16 protein-coding genes are annotated in these 17,189 nt (G+C 67.6%); 7 read left to right on the top strand and 9 right to left on the bottom strand.

Going from position 1 to position 17,189, the window contains the following annotated elements:
• Positions 1 to 31 precede the first annotated feature (31 nt).
• From ettA to gcvA, 3 genes are all read right to left on the bottom strand, one after another.
• The gene (ettA, locus tag LGM42_RS28815; RefSeq protein WP_006494122.1) at positions 32 to 1,699 is read right to left on the bottom strand and encodes an energy-dependent translational throttle protein EttA; all 1,668 of its coding nucleotides are present in this window, start codon (positions 1,697 to 1,699) and stop codon (positions 32 to 34) included.
• Positions 1,700 to 1,870: 171 nt separating this feature from the next.
• On the bottom strand, positions 1,871 to 2,179 hold the full coding sequence (locus LGM42_RS28810) for a DUF3761 domain-containing protein (protein WP_060965518.1): 309 nt from the start codon (positions 2,177 to 2,179) through the stop codon (positions 1,871 to 1,873).
• Positions 2,180 to 2,278: 99 nt separating this feature from the next.
• Positions 2,279 to 3,196, bottom strand: a complete 918-nt coding sequence (gene gcvA, locus LGM42_RS28805; protein WP_226234056.1) for a transcriptional regulator GcvA — start codon at positions 3,194 to 3,196, stop codon at positions 2,279 to 2,281.
• Between the two features lie 193 nt (positions 3,197 to 3,389).
• On the opposite strand from gcvA, the gene LGM42_RS28800 reads away from it, so the two are divergent.
• The 3 genes from LGM42_RS28800 to gabP all read left to right on the top strand — a co-directional run bounded on the left by LGM42_RS28800 (position 3,390) and on the right by gabP (position 6,849).
• Complete coding sequence (locus tag LGM42_RS28800) at positions 3,390 to 4,655, top strand: MFS transporter (RefSeq protein ID WP_059577069.1); 1,266 nt, start codon at positions 3,390 to 3,392, stop codon at positions 4,653 to 4,655.
• Positions 4,656 to 4,736: 81 nt separating this feature from the next.
• Complete coding sequence (locus LGM42_RS28795; RefSeq protein ID WP_059577066.1) at positions 4,737 to 5,081, top strand: MmcQ/YjbR family DNA-binding protein; 345 nt, start codon at positions 4,737 to 4,739, stop codon at positions 5,079 to 5,081.
• Between the two features lie 376 nt (positions 5,082 to 5,457).
• Positions 5,458 to 6,849, top strand: a complete 1,392-nt coding sequence (gene gabP / locus LGM42_RS28790; RefSeq protein ID WP_124863519.1) for a GABA permease — start codon at positions 5,458 to 5,460, stop codon at positions 6,847 to 6,849.
• A 278-nt stretch (positions 6,850 to 7,127) separates the two neighbouring features.
• Here the strand turns inward: gabP and LGM42_RS28785 are convergent, their stop codons facing one another.
• Both LGM42_RS28785 and ychF read right to left on the bottom strand, forming a co-directional pair.
• Positions 7,128 to 7,553 (bottom strand): lysozyme inhibitor LprI family protein, encoded by a 426-nt coding sequence (locus LGM42_RS28785; protein WP_226234055.1) that lies wholly within the window; start codon positions 7,551 to 7,553, stop codon positions 7,128 to 7,130.
• A 107-nt stretch (positions 7,554 to 7,660) separates the two neighbouring features.
• Positions 7,661 to 8,755, bottom strand: a complete 1,095-nt coding sequence (ychF, locus tag LGM42_RS28780) for a redox-regulated ATPase YchF (protein WP_006482062.1) — start codon at positions 8,753 to 8,755, stop codon at positions 7,661 to 7,663.
• A gap of 247 nt (positions 8,756 to 9,002) precedes the next feature.
• Here ychF and LGM42_RS28775 point away from each other — a divergent pair, with 247 nt between their 5' ends.
• The 4 genes from LGM42_RS28775 (at position 9,003) to LGM42_RS28760 (ending at position 13,649) form a co-directional block, all read left to right on the top strand.
• Complete coding sequence (locus LGM42_RS28775; protein ID WP_060315382.1) at positions 9,003 to 10,181, top strand: UbiH/UbiF family hydroxylase; 1,179 nt, start codon at positions 9,003 to 9,005, stop codon at positions 10,179 to 10,181.
• 90 nt (positions 10,182 to 10,271) lie between these two features.
• Complete coding sequence (locus LGM42_RS28770; RefSeq protein WP_060315379.1) at positions 10,272 to 11,000, top strand: DsbC family protein; 729 nt, start codon at positions 10,272 to 10,274, stop codon at positions 10,998 to 11,000.
• 105 nt (positions 11,001 to 11,105) lie between these two features.
• On the top strand, positions 11,106 to 12,905 hold the full coding sequence (locus LGM42_RS28765; RefSeq protein WP_226234054.1) for a M61 family metallopeptidase: 1,800 nt from the start codon (positions 11,106 to 11,108) through the stop codon (positions 12,903 to 12,905).
• A 147-nt stretch (positions 12,906 to 13,052) separates the two neighbouring features.
• Positions 13,053 to 13,649 (top strand): FMN-dependent NADH-azoreductase, encoded by a 597-nt coding sequence (locus LGM42_RS28760; RefSeq protein WP_059577049.1) that lies wholly within the window; start codon positions 13,053 to 13,055, stop codon positions 13,647 to 13,649.
• A gap of 116 nt (positions 13,650 to 13,765) precedes the next feature.
• On the opposite strand, the gene LGM42_RS28755 is transcribed toward LGM42_RS28760, so the two are convergent.
• From LGM42_RS28755 to trpD, 4 genes are read right to left on the bottom strand one after another with little or no spacing between them, the layout of a single operon-like run.
• Positions 13,766 to 14,701 (bottom strand): uracil-DNA glycosylase, encoded by a 936-nt coding sequence (locus LGM42_RS28755; protein ID WP_226234053.1) that lies wholly within the window; start codon positions 14,699 to 14,701, stop codon positions 13,766 to 13,768.
• A gap of 13 nt (positions 14,702 to 14,714) precedes the next feature.
• Entirely contained in the window at positions 14,715 to 15,341 is a 627-nt protein-coding gene (locus LGM42_RS28750; protein WP_226234052.1) for a CYTH domain-containing protein, read from the bottom strand.
• On the bottom strand, positions 15,341 to 16,126 hold the full coding sequence (gene trpC, locus LGM42_RS28745; protein ID WP_059640150.1) for an indole-3-glycerol phosphate synthase TrpC: 786 nt from the start codon (positions 16,124 to 16,126) through the stop codon (positions 15,341 to 15,343). Before trpC ends, LGM42_RS28750 begins: the two co-directional genes overlap by 1 nt.
• Positions 16,127 to 16,154: 28 nt before the next feature.
• Positions 16,155 to 17,186, bottom strand: a complete 1,032-nt coding sequence (gene trpD / locus LGM42_RS28740) for an anthranilate phosphoribosyltransferase (RefSeq protein WP_059577389.1) — start codon at positions 17,184 to 17,186, stop codon at positions 16,155 to 16,157.
• Positions 17,187 to 17,189: the final 3 nt, after the last annotated feature.

The following is a 17,189-nucleotide window of genomic DNA, read 5'->3' as shown; positions in this document are numbered from 1 at the left end:
AGCGCGGCGCCGGTTGCCTGGGCCGCGCCGCTCAGCGGCTGATCGGCTTGTAGCGCAGACGCTTCGGCTTCGCGGCTTCCTCGCCGAGGCGCGCACGCTTGTCGGCTTCGTACTCCTGGTAGTTGCCGTCGAAGAACGTGACCTGCGAATCGCCTTCGAACGCGAGGATGTGCGTCGCGATCCGGTCGAGGAACCAGCGATCGTGCGAGATCACCATCACCGAACCCGCGAATTCGAGCAGCGCGTCTTCCAGCGCGCGCAGCGTTTCGACGTCGAGGTCGTTCGACGGTTCGTCCAGCAGCAGCACGTTGCCGCCCGAGATCAGCGTCTTCGCGAGATGCAGGCGGCCGCGCTCGCCGCCGGACAGGTTGCCGACGATCTTCTGCTGGTCGCCGCCCTTGAAGTTGAAGCGGCCGATGTACGCACGCGACGGCGTTTCGTACTTGCCGACCGTCAGCACGTCGGCGCCGCCCGAGATTTCCTCGAACACCGTCTTCGACCCGTCGAGCGCGTCGCGGCTCTGGTCGACGTACGCGAGCTTCACCGTCGGGCCCATCACGACTTCGCCCGAATCCGGCTGTTCCTTGCCGGTCAGCATCTTGAACAGCGTCGACTTGCCGGCGCCGTTCGGCCCGATGATGCCGACGATCGCGCCGGCCGGAATCTTGAAGCTCAGGTTGTCGATCAGCAGGCGGTCGCCGAACGACTTGCTGACGTTCTTGAACTCGATCACTTCATTGCCGAGGCGTTCGCCGGCCGGAATGAAGATTTCCTGCGTTTCGTTGCGCTTCTGGTATTCCTGGCTGCTCAGTTCCTCGAAGCGGGCGATACGCGCCTTCGACTTCGCCTGACGGCCCTTCGGGTTCTGGCGCACCCACTCCAGTTCCTTCTTGATCGCCTTCTGGCGTGCCGATTCCGACGCTTCTTCCTGCTTCAGGCGCTCTTCCTTCTGGTCGAGCCAGCTGCTGTAGTTGCCCTTCCACGGAATGCCGTGGCCGCGGTCGAGTTCGAGAATCCATTCGGCCGCGTTGTCGAGGAAGTAGCGATCGTGCGTGACCGCGACGACGGTGCCCGGGAAGCGCACCAGGAACTGCTCGAGCCAGTCGACCGATTCGGCGTCGAGGTGGTTGGTCGGTTCGTCGAGCAGCAGCATGTCGGGCTTCTCGAGCAGCAGCTTGCACAGCGCGACGCGGCGCTTTTCACCGCCGGACAGGTGCTCGATCTTCGCGTCCCACGGCGGCAGGCGCAGCGCGTCGGCCGCCACTTCGAGCTGCTGCTCGGGGCTGCCGCCGTCGCTCGACGCGAGGATCGCCTCGTACTTCGCCTGCTCGGCCGCGAGCGCGTCGAAGTCGGCGTCCGGTTCGGCATACGCGGCGTAGATTTCTTCCAGCTTCTTGTTGGCCTGGAACAGGTCGCCGAGGCCTTCCTCGACGGCTTCGCGCACGGTCTTCGTCGGATCGAGCTGCGGTTCCTGCGGCAGGTAGCCGATGTTCAGGTTCGGCATCGGCGTGGCTTCGCCCTCGATGTCCTTGTCGACGCCCGCCATGATGCGGATCAGCGTCGACTTGCCCGAGCCGTTCAGGCCGAGCACGCCGATCTTCGCGCCGGGAAAGAACGACAGCGAGATGTCCTTCAGGATCTGGCGCTTGGGCGGCACGATCTTGCCGACCCGGTTCATCGTGAAAACGTATTGGGCCATTTCGGTGTGAAAGTCAGAAGTGGTTGAGACGGCCGCGCAGCGCGCGCGGGCGTGGCGGCGTCGGGTGATTCGGTACGGAGCGTGCCGCGCGGGGCGCGGCGGTGCGAGCGCGTATTGTACTTCGCCGCCGGCTGCCGCTGGCACGGCGCAGGCCATTCGGCCGACCCGCGCTCACAGCCACGCGGCGACGCCGCCGTGCCCCGAGCACGTGCCGCGCCGGTGGCGGCTGAAGCTGTACGTGCCGTCGCGGCAGCGCGCGCTCGCGCCGTCCGGCACGCGGCCCGATTTCGAATGCGCGGGCGCATGCACGGTTTCGCCGTCGCGGTTGCGATACGTGTCGTGACGGTCGAGATCGGCTTCGTTGCCGTAGCCGGGCGACGCGCGATAGGCATGCGCCGGCGTGGGTAACGCGGCGCCCGCGGCGAAGAGCGCGGCGGACAGGGTCGCGACGTGTGTCGCGCGGCGGAGCAGGGCACGCATGGTCTCTCTCGTTCCGTTCGTTGTTATCGATACCGGGCGATGTCGAGCCGACCGCCCGCGCGGCATGTTAGCGGATCGGCGCCGTGGCGCCGCGCGACGCTACGCCGCGCCGGACATCGACGCCGCGCCGTCGGTCTGCGCGGCATCGAGAATCCACCGGCGGAACGCCGCAACCTTCGGCCGTTCCGCATGATGCGGCGGATAGACGAGGTAGTACGCGAAATCGTCGAGCCATGCGGTATCGGCAAGCTGCACGAGCCGGCCGCTCGCCAGCTCGCCGCGCACCATCGCGGCCGGCAGCAGCCCGGCGCCCTGGCCCGCGACGATCGCCTGCAGCAGCAGGCCCGAATCGTCGAACGCGGGGCCGCGCGGCGGCCCGAAATCGTCGATCCGCTGCGCGCCGAACCAGATGTGCCAGCCCTTGCGTTCGGCGTCGTGCAACTGCGGCCAGCCGACGAGCGCGGCCGGCGTCGCCGGCATGCCGAGCCGCGCGACGAGTTCGGGCGACGCGAGCGCGACGATTTCCACCGTCAGCAGGCGTTCGCTGCACAGCCCGATGTAACGCCCGAGGCCGTGGCGGATCGCGACGTCGACGCCGTCGCGCGCGAAATCCGCGAGGGCGTGGCTCGTGACGACCTGCAGGTCGACGTCCGGGCACGCCTGCCGGAACTGCGCGAGGCGCGGGACGAGCCATGCGGACGCGAAGAACGGCGTGACGCTCACCGTCAGCACGCCGCTGTCGGCGGCGCCCGACACGCGCTGCGACGCATCGGCGATCTGCCGGAACGCGTTGCGCACGGGCGGCAGGTAGTCGCGGCCGGCGGCCGTCAGCAGGATCCCGCGGTTCACGCGCTCGAACAGTTGCACGCCGAGATGCGTCTCGAGCACGCGGATCATCTGGCTCACCGCGCCCGGCGTGACCGACAGCTCCTCGGCCGCCGACTTCACCGACAGGTGGCGGGCCGCGGCTTCGAAGGCGCGCAGTGCGTTGAGCGGCGGCAGGCGGGAACGATTCATTCAGTTTTTCTAAATCGAAAGGTCGACGAAATATCGTTTGAGGCGGCGCGTACGCGCGAGTACCGTTGATGCGTCTGATCGCTTGTTTTGCGGCTGCGTGCCGGCAGCCGATGCGGTCAACATAGTTCAACTATATCCACGGAGCAACACGGCTGCCGCGCGGCGGCCGGTCGAACCTGAGAGGAGCATCGTCATGAACCGCCCGGGCGCGTCGCGCCTTTTCTATGGCTGGTACGTGGTGGCGGCCGCGTTCGCCGTCACGTTCGTCGGATTCGGCAGCGCGTATACGTTCAGTGCGTTCGTCGAATCGTTGCAGCGGGATTTCGCCGCGTCGCGCGGCCAGATCTCGCTTGTGTTCTCGCTCGCCGGCTTCCTGTACTTCGGCTTCGGCATCGTCAGCGGGCCGCTGGCCGATCGTTTCGGCTCGCGGCGGCTCGCCGTCGCCGGAATGCTGCTGACCGGCGCGGGGCTCGCGGCCGCCGGCGCGGCGCATACGCTGCTGCAAGTCTATGTCGCGTACGGGCTCGGTGTCGGGTTCGGCGTGGGCAGCGCGTACGTGCCGGCCGTCGGTGCGGTGCAGCGCTGGTTCGTGCGCCGGCGCGGGTTCGCGTCGGGGCTCGCGGTCGCCGGGATCGGCGTCGGCACGCTGGTGATGCCGCCGCTCGCGTCCGCGCTGATCGCGCAGGTCGGCTGGCGCGGCGCGTACTTCACGCTGGCCGCGCTCGTGATCGTCCTGGGAGCCGGCATGTCGCTGCTGATCGAGAACGATCCGCGCAGGCGGGGATTGCTGCCGGACGGCGACGCACCCGGCGGCGGCAGTCGGGATGCCGCTGCTGCGTCGACCGGTGCGAACGTGCATGCCGGCGCGACGGTCCGCGAAGCCGTCACGTCGCGGCCGTTCGCGAGCCTGTACGCGGCCTGCCTCGTCTGCTCGTTCGGCGTGTTCGTCCCGTTCGTTCACCTCGTGCCGTACGCGCTCGATCATGGCGTCGCGCCGTCGACGGCCGTGCTGCTGCTCGGCGCGATCGGCGTGGGCAGCACGGCCGGCCGCTTCTTCCTCGGCGGCCTCGCCGATCGCTTCGGCCGCCGCGCATCGCTGCTCGCGATGTTCGCCGGCATGGCCGTCGCGCTGGTCGCATGGGCGGGCGCCGGCACCGTCGCGACGCTGGCCGCGTTCGCACTCGTGTTCGGCGTGTTCTACGGCGGCTGGGTCGCCGTGCTGCCGGCCGTCGTGATGGACTATTTCGGCGGGCGCAACGTGAGCGCGATCATCGGCATTCTGTACACGAGCGTCGCGTTCGGCACGCTGATCGGGCCGGCCGCCGCCGGCTTCATCTACGACGCGGGCGGCGGCTATCTCGTGCCGATCCTCGCGAGCGCCGCCGCGAATGCGATTGCGTTCGCGATCGTCGCAACCACCGGGCGTGCGCCGGCCGCCGCGCGTGCGACCGGCGCATAGCGCCGCGCGGCTGGGCGTGTCGCGCGGTTTCCGGTAGGGTAGCCGGACCGTCAACCATCGGCGTACGGTCGGGGAGGCATCGTGACATTCGACGAAGTCCGGCAGATCGCACTGGCATGGCGCGGCGTCGAGGAAGGCACGTCGTACGGCACGCCCGCGCTCAAGGTGAAGGGCAAGCTGCTCGCGCGGCTGCGCGAGGACGGCGACACGCTCGTCGTGAAGGGCGTCGGCCCCGACGAGCGTGCATGGCTGATCGAGTCGGCGCCCGACGTGTACTACGTGACCGATCATTATGTCGGCTGGCCGATCGTGCTGGTGCGCCTGTCGGCCGCGCGCCCCGACGCCGTGAAAAAACTGCTTCTGCGAGAATGGCTCGCGATCGTGCCGGCGAAGTGGCGGGACGAAGCTGCCCGCGACGCGAACTGAATGGCGCGCCCCGCGCTCGAGCCGGCGCCGGAACCAATCAAACGTTGCATCGGTGCGTATCGATGCAATGAGTGGTTCCATCGAAATTCCTCAATTGGTTCTTAGTGAAGAACCGTTTGGTGCTTACACTCCTTCGCTTCGAAGGCGGCTGACGACAGCCGACGGAACGGGCGTACGCGATGCGCCGGCGCTTGGCGCGCCGCATCGCACCCGCAGCTTCGCAGACTGCGCGGACGACCCCACCGGAGCGGCCCCATCCGGCCCATGCACACGTGCGACGCACGCGCGGCCGCGGCCGGACCCAAGAACGACAACTCCCCGCGCCGCCTTCACGCGACACCGGTCGTACCGGAACGGTTTTTTTGGAGAGAGACAGATGAGTGGAAGCAACACGGGCCTCGGCACGGGCCTGAAGCAGCGTCACGTAACGATGATGTCGATTGCCGGCGTGATCGGCGCGGGCTTGTTCGTCGGCTCCGGGCACGCGATCGCGGAAGCCGGGCCGGCATCGATACTCGCGTATGCGATCGCGGGCGTGCTGGTCGTGCTGGTGATGCGCATGCTCGGCGAGATGGCCGTCGCGCATCCGGACAGCGGGTCGTTCTCGACCTATGCCGATCGCGCGATCGGCCACTGGGCCGGCTTCACGATCGGCTGGCTGTACTGGTGGTTCTGGGTGCTGGTGATCCCGATCGAGGCGACCGCGGCCGCGACCATCCTCAATGCGTGGTTCCCGGACATCGCGACGTGGATTTTCGCGCTCGGCATCACGCTGCTGCTCACCGTCACCAATCTCTTTTCCGTCAAGAACTACGGCGAATTCGAATTCTGGTTCGCGCTGATCAAGGTCGTCGCGATCGTCGTGTTCCTGTGCATCGGCGGCGCGGCGATCGTCGGCATCATTCCGGCACCGGCCGTGTCGGGCGTGTCGAACCTGTTCGTGCATGACGGCTTCATGCCGCACGGCGCGAGCGCGGTGCTGGCGGCGATGCTGACGACGATGTTCTCGTTCCTCGGCACCGAGATCGTGACGATCGCGGCCGCCGAATCGGACAACCCGCAACGCCAGATCGTGCGCGCGACGAATTCGGTCATCTGGCGTATCACGCTGTTCTATCTTGGCTCGATCCTCGTCGTCGCGGCCATCGTGCCGTGGAACGACCCGCTGCTGCCGAAGCACGGCTCGTATCAGCGCGCGATGGAACTGATCGGCGTCCCGAACGCGAAGGCGATCATCGACGTGATCGTGCTCGTGTCGGTCGCGAGCTGCCTGAATTCGGCGCTGTACACGGCGTCGCGGATGCTGTTCTCGCTGTCCCGGCGCAAGGACGCGCCCGCGTTCCTGCATCGCACCGATTCGACCGGCACGCCGCGTGCGGCCGTGCTCGCGTCGACGGCGTTCGGTTTCCTGACCGTGATCGCGAACTACCTGATGCCGGAGCAGGTGTTCGGGTTCCTGCTCGCGACGTCGGGCGCGATCGCGCTACTCGTGTATCTCGTGATCGCGGTCTCGCAACTGCGGATGCGCAAGACGCTCGAATCGGGCGGCGCCGACCTGACGCTGCGGATGTGGCTGTTCCCGTGGCTCACGTGGGCCGTGATCCTGTTCATCTGCGGCACGCTGACCGTGATGTTCGTCAGCGAAGATCACCGGATGGAAGTGGGCGCGACGGCCGTGCTGGCGTTGCTCGTGCTGCTTGCGTCGTGGCTGAACAAGCGGGGGCGTGATGCGCGGGCGGGTGAAGGGCGGCGCGTGTCGGCGACGTGATGGCGTGACGTGATGGCGGGCGGAAAGCCTGCGCCGTGAAACATGGCCCGATCGGTGTTTGCCGGTCGGGCCGTTTTTATTCCGCGATTGGCAGGATGTCGTTGCGGGATCAACGATCGGGCAACGCTACTGAAGCGCGCCGGATCAAATCCGATTCGTCGCGCCCGTCGCGGTAATCGAAGCGGCCGACGGGCTATGCTCTGCGTCGGCCGGTATCGGCGCGGGTGCTGTGCCGGTGCGCAGTAGCGACCACGTTCGCGTGTGTTCGCATCTTTGCATCAGGATGGGGCCTGATCCCGCGTCGAGGACAGTGTCTTCGTCATCTTCTTCGTCGATGCCGTCGCACAGATCGCTACCGCCGCAGGAAGCATGGATCCTCCACCCCATTCCTTGCGTGCGGACCTTTCGCATGAGGCGTCTCGCGCCTTCTTCCATTTTGAGATCCGCGCCTCGAGCGACGTTTTGCGCTCCGGGTGCGCGCGGACCTTTTTGTCGATAACGTGTTGCAGTCCGCGTTCCGCAACGATCTGATCGCGCCAGGCGCAGAAATTCATGCCGGTTTGGCTCGAAGCGCAGTGGTTCAACAGCGCGGTCACTTCACTGGCCGGCAAACCGCTGCGCGCGGATATCTCGTCGGCCGGTGTCGGGTCGGCGAGTGCGGCAGCCGAAACCGCCATGAACAGCCATAGGCAGTGCTTCGTCATCGTGGCCTGCTAGCGGAATGATGCTAGGAGCATAAAGCGGAAAACCCCTTGCGGCACTATGGCCGCAAGGGGTTTTCCGTGAATTGCCGTACGCCTGGGAGATTCGCTCAAACGTTGAACAGGAAGTTCATCACATCCCCGTCGTGCACGACATATTCCTTCCCTTCCGCGCGCATCTTGCCGGCTTCCTTCGCGCCTTGCTCGCCCTTGTACGTGACGAAGTCGTCGAACGCGATCGTCTGCGCACGGATGAAGCCGCGCTCGAAGTCGGTGTGGATCACGCCGGCCGCCTGCGGAGCGGTGTCGCCGATGTGGATCGTCCACGCGCGCACTTCCTTCACGCCCGCCGTGAAGTAGGTCTGCAGGCCGAGCAGCTTGAAGCCCGCGCGGATCACGCGGTCGAGGCCCGGCTCTTCCATGCCCATGTCGGCGAGGAATGCCTCCTTGTCCGCGTCGTCGAGATCGGCGATTTCCGCCTCGATCGCCGCGCACACGGCGACCACCGGCGCATTTTCGCTTTCCGCGTACTTGCGCACCGCCTCGAGGTGCGGATTGTTCTCGAAGCCGTCGTCCTTCACGTTCGCGACATACATCGCCGGCTTCGCGGTGATCAGGCAGAACGGCTTGATCAGCGCCTGTTCGTCGTCCGACAGCGCGAGGCCGCGCACGGCCTTGCCCTGGTCGAGTTGCGCACGCACCTTCTCGAGCACCGCGACGAGCTTCGCCGCTTCCTTGTCGTTGCCCGACTTCGCCGCCTTCGAATAGCGCGTGAGCGCCTTCTCGATGGTGCCGAGGTCGGCGAGCGCGAGTTCGGTGTTGATCACTTCGATGTCGTCGATCGGGCTGACCTTGCCGGCGACGTGAATGACGTTCTCGTCCTCGAAGCAGCGCACGACGTGCGTGATCGCGTCGGTTTCGCGGATGTTCGCGAGGAACTGGTTGCCGAGGCCTTCACCCTTGCTCGCGCCCGCGACGAGGCCCGCGATGTCGACGAACTCGACGACGGCCGGCACGACACGCTCCGGCTTGACGATTTCGGAGAGCGCCTTCAGGCGCGTATCCGGCACTTCGACGATGCCGACGTTCGGCTCGATCGTGCAGAACGGGTAGTTCTCGGCGGCGATGCCGGCCTTGGTCAGCGCGTTGAACAGGGTGGACTTGCCGACGTTGGGCAAGCCGACGATGCCGCATTTGAGACTCATGGAATCCTTCGGACGGGTGAGGCGGCGCGGCCGGACAGGGCACGGCGGCGCGGGAAAAAAGGGCGGCCGGCGCGTGGAGCGCGGCGGGCCGACGGTCAAAGACGCTATTGTACCGTGCCGGCGCCCCGGATTCCGGGCTGGCGCCGAACGGCCGATGCGGCGCGCCGCCGCGTCCGCGCACCGCGCCTGCGATTCTGCTGATTTCCCGCAAAGTCCGGCCGCGTAAGGGTTTGGCCCCGCGGCTATAATGCCCGCCATGACTGCCCACCACACCTTCGACGTCGCCGTGGTCGGCGGCGGGCTCGTCGGCAAGACGGCCGCGCTCGCGCTGACCCAGTCCGGCTACAAGACAGCCTTGCTCGCCCAGCCGGCCACGCCGCGCCCCGCCGATCTCGCGTTCGACACGCGCGTCTACGCGCTGTCGTCCAGTTCACAGGCGTTGCTCGAGCGGCTGCGGGTGTGGCAGGCGCTCGACCACGGCCGGCTCGCGCCGGTCTACGACATGCGCGTGTATGGCGACGCGCATGCCGAGCTGCATTTCTCCGCCTACCAGGCGTCCGTGCCGCAGCTCGCATGGATCGCCGAGTCGTCGCTGGTCGAGGCGTCGCTCGACGCCGCGCTGCGGTTCCAGCCGAACCTCACGTGGTTCGAGGCGCGCGCGCAGGGTTTCGACGTGCGCGACGACGCAGCCGTGCTCACGCTGTCGTCGGGGCAGGTGCTCGAGGCCGATCTCGTCGTCGGCGCCGACGGCGCGCATTCGTGGGTGCGCTCCCAAATGGGGGCCAGGGTGGAGCGGCGCGACTACCGGCAGACGGGCGTCGTCGCGAACTTCAAGGCGTCGCGGCCGCACCGCGAGACGGCCTGGCAGTGGTTCCACGAAGGCGAGATCGTCGCGCTGCTGCCGCTGCCGGACGGCCACGTGTCACTCGTGTGGTCCGCGCACACCGCGCATGCGGATGAATTGCTGGCGCTCGATCCGGCGCAGCTCGCGGCCGAGGTCGAGCGCGTGTCGCACGGCCAGCTCGGCACGCTCGAATGCGTGACGCCGGCCGCCGGCTTCCCGCTGGCGCTGCAGACGGTCGACAAGCTGATCGCGCCGCGCGTCGCGCTGGTCGGCGATGCCGCGCACCTGATCCACCCGCTCGCGGGGCAGGGGATGAACCTCGGCCTGCGCGACGTCGCCGCGCTCGCCGACGCGATCGCGGGCAAGGAAAGCTTCCGGAATCTCGGCGATACGGTGCTGCTGCGCCGCTACGAGCGTTCGCGCCGCGAGGACATCCGCGCGCTGATGGTCGCCACCGACGGCCTGCAGCGGCTGTTCGCGGTGCCCGGCTCGCTCGCGAAGGCGGTGCGCAATGCGGGCATGGCGTTCGTCGGCGCGCAGCCGCTCGTGAAGCGCTGGCTCGTGTCGGCCGCGCTCGGCTGATCGAACCTTCTGCCGCTGCACGGGTCGGAGACGGTTCCATAACGGCGTACACTGTGCCGAGCACTCCGATTGAGCTGAAGGAAGATTTCGATGAACAAAAAGATCCGCATCGCATCGCTGGCGCTGGCCGTCGCGATGGCGACGCTGGGCTGCACCGCGCAGGCCGACCAGACCACCGACAAGCTGAAGGCCACGCTGCAAGCCCGTCTCGGCAACGACGCGCCGATCAAGAGCGTGTCGAAATCGCCGGTTGCAGGGCTTTACGAAGTGAACCTCGGCTCGCAGATCATCTATAGCGACGCGGCGGGTGACTACGTGCTGCTCGGCGATCTCGTCGACGCCAAGACGCACAAGAACCTGACCGACGCCCGCCTGTCCGAAATCAACAAGATCGATTTCGCGAGCCTGCCGTTCGCGAATGCGATCAAGGTCGTCAAGGGCAACGGCGCCCGCAAGATCGCGGTGTTCTCCGATCCGAACTGCCCGTACTGCAAGAAGCTCGAGACGACGCTGCAGTCGGTCGACAACGTGACCGTCTACACGTTCCTGTACCCGGTGCTGTCGCCGGATTCGACCGCGAAGTCGAAGGCGATCTGGTGCGCGACCGACCGTGCGAAGACGTGGGCGAGCTGGATGCTCGACCACCGCGCGCCGTCCGGCCCCGGTACCTGCGATACCAGCGCGCTCGACAAGAACCTCGCGCTGGGCCGCGGGATGAACGTCACGGGCACGCCGACGATCTTCCTGCCGGACGGCCGCCGCCTGCCGGGCGCGGTATCGGCCGACCAGCTCAACCAGGCGCTCGCCTCGAGCAAGTAACCGACTGCACGCCGGGCGCATGACCCGGCCAGCGAGGGGCGCCCGCACGATCTGCCGGCGCCTCTCTTCGTTTTCGCCGCCGTATTCGACCGACCGATTGCCACGATGACCCAGCCGATCCGCTATTCGATTGTCCCGAAAGATCTTGCCGCGCACCTGTTCGAAGTGACGGTGACGGTTGCCGATCCCGATCCCGAAGGCCAGCGTTTCTCGCTGCCGGTATGGATTCCGGGCAGCTATCTCGTGCGCGAGTTCGCGCGCAACATCGTGACGCTCGGCGCGTTCAACGACGCGGGCCGCAAGGTGCGCATCGCGAAGACCGACAAGCATACGTGGCAGGCCGCGCCCGTCACCGGCACGCTGACGCTGCGTTACGACGTGTATGCGTGGGACCTGTCGGTGCGCTCCGCGTATCTCGACGAATCGGGCGGCTTCTTCAACGCGACGGCCGTGTTCCTGAGCGTCGCGGGCCGCGAGGAGGCGCCCTGCGAAGTCGACATCGCGAAACCGGCCGGCGCGGCGTTCCGCACATGGCGTGTCGGCACCGCGCTGCCCGAGGCGCGCGGCACGAAGCGCTACGGTTTCGGCGCGTATCGCGCGGCGAACTACGACGAGCTGTCCGACCATCCGGTGACGATCGGCGAATTCGCGCTCGCGACGTTCGACGCGCACGGCGTGCCGCATGACATCGTGATCGCCGGACGCGTGACCCAGCTCGACCTGGAGCGGCTGCGTACCGATCTGAAGCGCGTGTGCGAAGCGCAGATCGCGCTGTTCGAGCCGAAATCGAAGAAGGCGCCGATGGACCGCTACGTGTTCATGACGCTCGCGGTCAGCGACGGCTACGGCGGCCTCGAGCATCGTGCGTCGACCGCGCTGATCTGCAACCGGACCGACCTGCCGGTGAAAGGGCGCCCCGAAACGACGGAAGGCTATCGCACGTATCTCGGGCTTTGCAGCCACGAGTATTTCCACACGTGGAACGTGAAGCGCATCAAGCCGGCGGCGTTCGTGCCGTACGACCTCACGCGCGAGAACTACACGTCGCTGTTGTGGCTGTTCGAGGGCTTCACGTCGTATTACGACGACCTGATGCTGGTCCGCAGCGGGCTGATGTCGCAGGACGAATATTTCGCGGCGCTGGGCCGCACCATCGGCGGCGTGCTGCGCGGCACGGGCCGGCTCAAGCAGAGCGTCGCGGAAAGCTCGTTCGACGCGTGGATCAAGTACTACCGCCAGGACGAGAACGCGACCAACGCGATCGTTAGCTATTACACGAAGGGCTCGCTCGTTGCGCTGGCATTCGATCTCGCGATCCGTGCGCGGACGCGCAACCGGAAGTCGCTCGACGACGTGATGCGCCTGCTGTGGCAACGCTACGGCCGCGACTTCTATCGCGGCAAGCAGGCGGGCGTGGAAGAAAACGAAGTCGAGACGCTGATCGAGGAGGCGACGGGCGTCGCGCTCGGCCGCCTGTTCGCCGACGCCGTGCACGGCACGCGCGATCTGCCGCTTGCCGAACTGCTCGCGCCGTTCGGCGTGACGCTGGCGCCCGACGTCGCGACCGGCGCGGCCGCGAAGCCGACGATCGGCGCGCGTTTGCGCGGCGGCGCGGACTGCACGCTCGCGGCGGTCTACGAAGGCGGCGCCGCGCATCGCGCGGGGTTGTCGGCCGGCGACACGCTGATCGCGGTCGACGGGTTGCGCGTGACGGGCACGAACCTCGATGCGCTGCTCGCGCGCTACCGGCCGGGCGACAAGGTCGAGGTTCACGCGTTTCGCCGCGACGAGCTGCGCACCGCGAAACTGAAGCTCGACGGCCCGGACGTCACGCGCTACCGGCTGACGGCGGCCGCGAAGCCGGCTGCGGCCACGAAGGCCCGCGAAGCCTGGCTGAAGGGGTAATCGTCCGATAGCGGGTATCGGGGCGCGATCAAGGATTGTTCTGCTGCTGCAACAATCCGTCGCCCTGGGCCCGCTTTTTCGCGCTCATGCGGCCACGCACAATGGCGTCACTCGCGCTACCGAAGCGCAACCCCACCGGAGCCTGACATGACGACCATTCTGCAAATCAATTCCGCTGCGCGTTCGCAAGGCGCGCAATCCACGCTGCTGGCCAACGAACTGACGGCAAAGCTGCAACAATCGAACCCCGGCGCGAACGTCGTGGTTCGCGATCTGCTGGCCGATGCGCTGCCGCACCTCGACGAATCGGTGCTCGGCGCATTCTTCACGCCGGCCGACAAGCGCACCGCGGAACAGAATGCGATCGTCGCGAAGAGCGATGCGCTGATCGCCGAGTTGCAGGCTGCCGACATCATCGTGATCGGCGCACCGATGTACAACTTCGGCATCTCGTCGCAATTGAAGACGTATTTCGACTGGATCGCCCGCGCGGGCGTCACGTTCCGCTACACCGAGAACGGTCCGGAAGGCCTGATCAAGGGCAAGAAGGTTCACGTGGTGACGGCCCGCGGCGGCAAGTACGCCGGCACGCCGAACGACAGCCAGACGCCGTATCTGCGCACGTTCCTCGGCTTCATCGGCCTGACCGATGTGAGCTTCATCTTCGCGGAAGGCCTGAACCTCGGCCCGGATGCGCAAAGCGCCGCGCTCGCCAGCGCGCGCGAGGCGATCGCCGCCGCGTAACGCGTGAGGTCGACGCGGGTGCGACGCACCGGCTGCGTCACCCGATAAAAAACGCCGCGCCCCGAAAGGGGCGCGGCGTTGTTGCATTCGGGCCGGCGAACCCGCCGCCTGGGCCGTTACGCGAGCGTTTCGGCCACGTCCGGCAGACGCCAGTCGATCGGCTCGCGGCCTGCTTCGACCAGATAGTCGTTCGCGAGCGCGAAATGGCGGCAGCCGAGGAAGCCGCGATGCGCGGACAGCGGCGACGGATGCGGCGCCTCGAGCACGCAATGCGCGTTCGCGTCGAACAGTGCGCGCTTGGCCTGCGCGTGCGCGCCCCACAGCATGAACACGAGCCCGCGATGACGGCCGGCGAGCTCGCGGATCAGCGTGTCCGTGCATTGCTCCCAGCCGCGCTTAGCATGGCTCGCGGCCGCGCCGCGCTCGACCGTCAGCACGGTGTTGAGCAGCAGCACGCCCTGGCGTGCCCACGTGTCGAGGCAGCCGTGCCGCGGCGTGTCGTGACCGAAGTTCGCGGCGATTTCCTTGAAGATGTTGCGCAGCGACGGCGGCGTGCGGACGGCCGGCGGCACCGAGAACGCGAGGCCGTGCGCCTGCGGCGTGCCGCGATCGTCGCCGTGGTACGGATCCTGGCCGAGGATCACGACCTTCACGTCGTCCGGGCTCGTCAGGCGCAGCGCGCGGAACACGTCGGTCGGGTAGACCGTCTTGCCGGCCGCACGCTCCTCATCGACGAAGCGGCACAGCGGCGCGTACGCGTCGCTGTCGGTGAACGGTTTCAGCACGTCGCGCCAGACAGCCGGCAGCGCGTCGAATTGCGCGGCGAGATGCGGTACGTCGGCGGCGACGGGCTTCGGGGTCGCGGCGGCCGGGGTCGCGGCCGCGGCTGGCGCGGGTGTCGGTGCCGGCGCGGCGGTTTGCTTCGCGGATTTGCGCCGGGCCGCGGACGGCTCGGACGCCGCGGACGAAATATCGGCCTGCGCCGTTTCCGGCACGGGATCGTCGAACAGCGACGCCTGTTGCGGCGCGCGGGAAGTCTTGCGGGTTGCCATGCGTGATGCGGGTTTATTGCGCGCGCAGCCGGTAGCCGCGCTGCGCCTTGCTGATGTTTTCGGGAACGAGGCCCGGCAGCGCCTGCTGCAGTTCGGCGGCGAGCGTCGCGAGCGCCGTTTCCGGGCCGTCGATCAGTTCGAGTTCGATTTCGCTGATCGGTTCGCGGCGCGTTTCGTGTTCCGCCTGGACGACGATCTCGCCGAGGTCCACCGCGGCCTCGACCGTCGCGCCGCCGATGGCGATGCGCCACAGCGTACGCGAAAAATCCGTGCGGAACAGCGCATGCAGCGCGCCGGCCGCGTCATTCAGCGCGGCGGCGGCTTCCGGCACGTCGCAGGCCGCGACGAGCGCGTCGATTTCGAGCGCGTCGCCCGCGACCGGCAGTTCCCATTCGTGGCGGCTATGCAGGCCGCCTTCCGCGCTGCCGACCGTCTTGAACGTCTGCAGCCAGCCGTCCGGCGTGCGGCGCACGCGCACCGCGCTCTTCGAGCGCGCTAGCGCGAGGTCGGGCGTGTCGTAATAGACGTTCGCGAGCGTGATCACGCGGCCGGGTTCGCCGGTCAGCGTCTCGAAGAAGCGGCGCGCGGCATCGGCCTGGCCGGCCGGCAGCGCGAGCTTGATTTCCTTTTCGATCGCCATCAGAAGAACATCCGTGCGAGTTCCTCGCCCGGCTGATCGGCGCGCATGAACGCCTCGCCGACGAGGAACGTGTTCACGTTCGCCGCGCGCATCGTGTCGACGTCGGTGCGCGACAGGATGCCCGATTCGGTCACGACGATGCGGTCCGCCGGAATCATGTCGAGCATGTCGAGCGTGGTCTGGATCGACGTCTCGAACGTGCGCAGGTTGCGGTTGTTGATGCCGAGCAGCGGCGTCTTCAGCGTCAGCGCCTGTTCCATCTCGTTGCGGTCGTGCACTTCGACGAGCACCGCGAGGCCGAGCGAATGCGCATAGGCCTCGAGATCCTGCATCAGCGGCGTGTCGAGCGCGGCGGCGATCAGCAGGATCGCGTCGGCGCCCATCGCGCGGGCTTCGACGATCTGGTACGCGTCGACGATGAAGTCCTTGCGCAGCACCGGCAGCGTGCAGGCCGCGCGCGCTTCCTCGAGGTAGCGGACGCCGCCCTGGAAGAACTGCTCGTCGGTCAGCACCGACAGGCACGCGGCGCCGTGCGCCGCATACGAGCGCGCGATGTCGGCCGGCACGAAATGCTCGCGCAGCACGCCTTTCGACGGGCTCGCCTTCTTGATTTCGGCGATCACGGCGGCGTTGCCGGCCGCGTGCTTCGCGCGCAGCGCGCCGACGAAGTCGCGCAGGTCGCGCGCCGATGCTTCGAGTTTCAGTGCCTCGAGCGGCGCGCTGCGCATGGCCGCCGCGATTTCTTCGCGCTTGACGGCGATGATTCGGTCGAGAATGTCGCTCATGTGGGTTCCTGCTGGATTCGTAAGAGGGTCAGCGCTTGAACTGCTGCGTGAAGCGCACGAGTTCGTCGACTTTCGCACGGGCCTTGCCGCTTGCGATCGCTTCGCGGGCGAGCTGGATGCCGTCCGCGATCGACTCGGCGATATTGGCCGCATAGAGCGCGGTGCCCGCGTTCAGCGTGACGATCTCGCGCGCGACGCCCGGCTGGTTGTCCAGCGCGCCGAGCAGCATCGTGCGCGATTCGTCGGCATTTTCCACCTTCAGCGTGCGGTTCGACACCATCTGCAGGCCGAAATCCTCCGGATGGATCTCGTACTCATGCACCTTGCCGTCGCGCAACTCGCCGACGAGCGTCGCGGCGCCGAGCGACACCTCGTCCATCCCGTCCTTGCCGTACACGACGAGCACGTGCTGCGCGCCGAGGCGCTGCATCACGCGCACCTGGATGCCGACGAGGTCGGGGTGGAATACGCCCATCAGCTGGTTCGGTGCGCCGGCCGGATTGGTCAGTGGGCCGAGGATGTTGAAGATCGTGCGCACGCCGAGCTCGCGGCGCACGGCCGCGATGTTCTTCATCGCCGGATGATGGTTCGGCGCGAACATGAAGCCCATGCCGGTTTCGGCGATCGACGCGGCGACCTGGTCCGATTGCAGGTCGATGTTCACGCCGAGCGCTTCGAGCACGTCGGCGCTGCCGGATTTGCTCGACACGCCGCGGTTGCCGTGCTTCGCGACCTTCGCGCCCGCAGCCGCCGTGACGAACATCGACGCGGTCGAGATGTTGAACGTGTGTGAGCCGTCGCCGCCGGTGCCGACGATGTCGACGAAATTCGAGTTGTCCTGCACCTCGACGTGGTTCGCGAATTCGCGCATCACGGTCGCGGCGGCGGCGATCTCGCCGATCGTCTCCTTCTTCACGCGCAGCCCGGTGATGATCGCGGCCGCCATCACGGGCGACATGTCGCCGCGCATGATGAGCCGCATCAGATGCAGCATCTCGTCGTGGAAGATCTCGCGGTGCTCGATCGTGCGCTGCAGCGCTTCCTGCGGGGTAATCGTCATCGT

It is taken from the genome of Burkholderia sp. AU39826 (assembly GCF_020419965.1).
In the GTDB taxonomy this organism is placed as follows: domain Bacteria; phylum Pseudomonadota; class Gammaproteobacteria; order Burkholderiales; family Burkholderiaceae; genus Burkholderia; species Burkholderia semiarida.
Note: the sequence above shows the minus strand (reverse complement) of the source record. Positions and strands in the feature narration are given on the sequence as shown.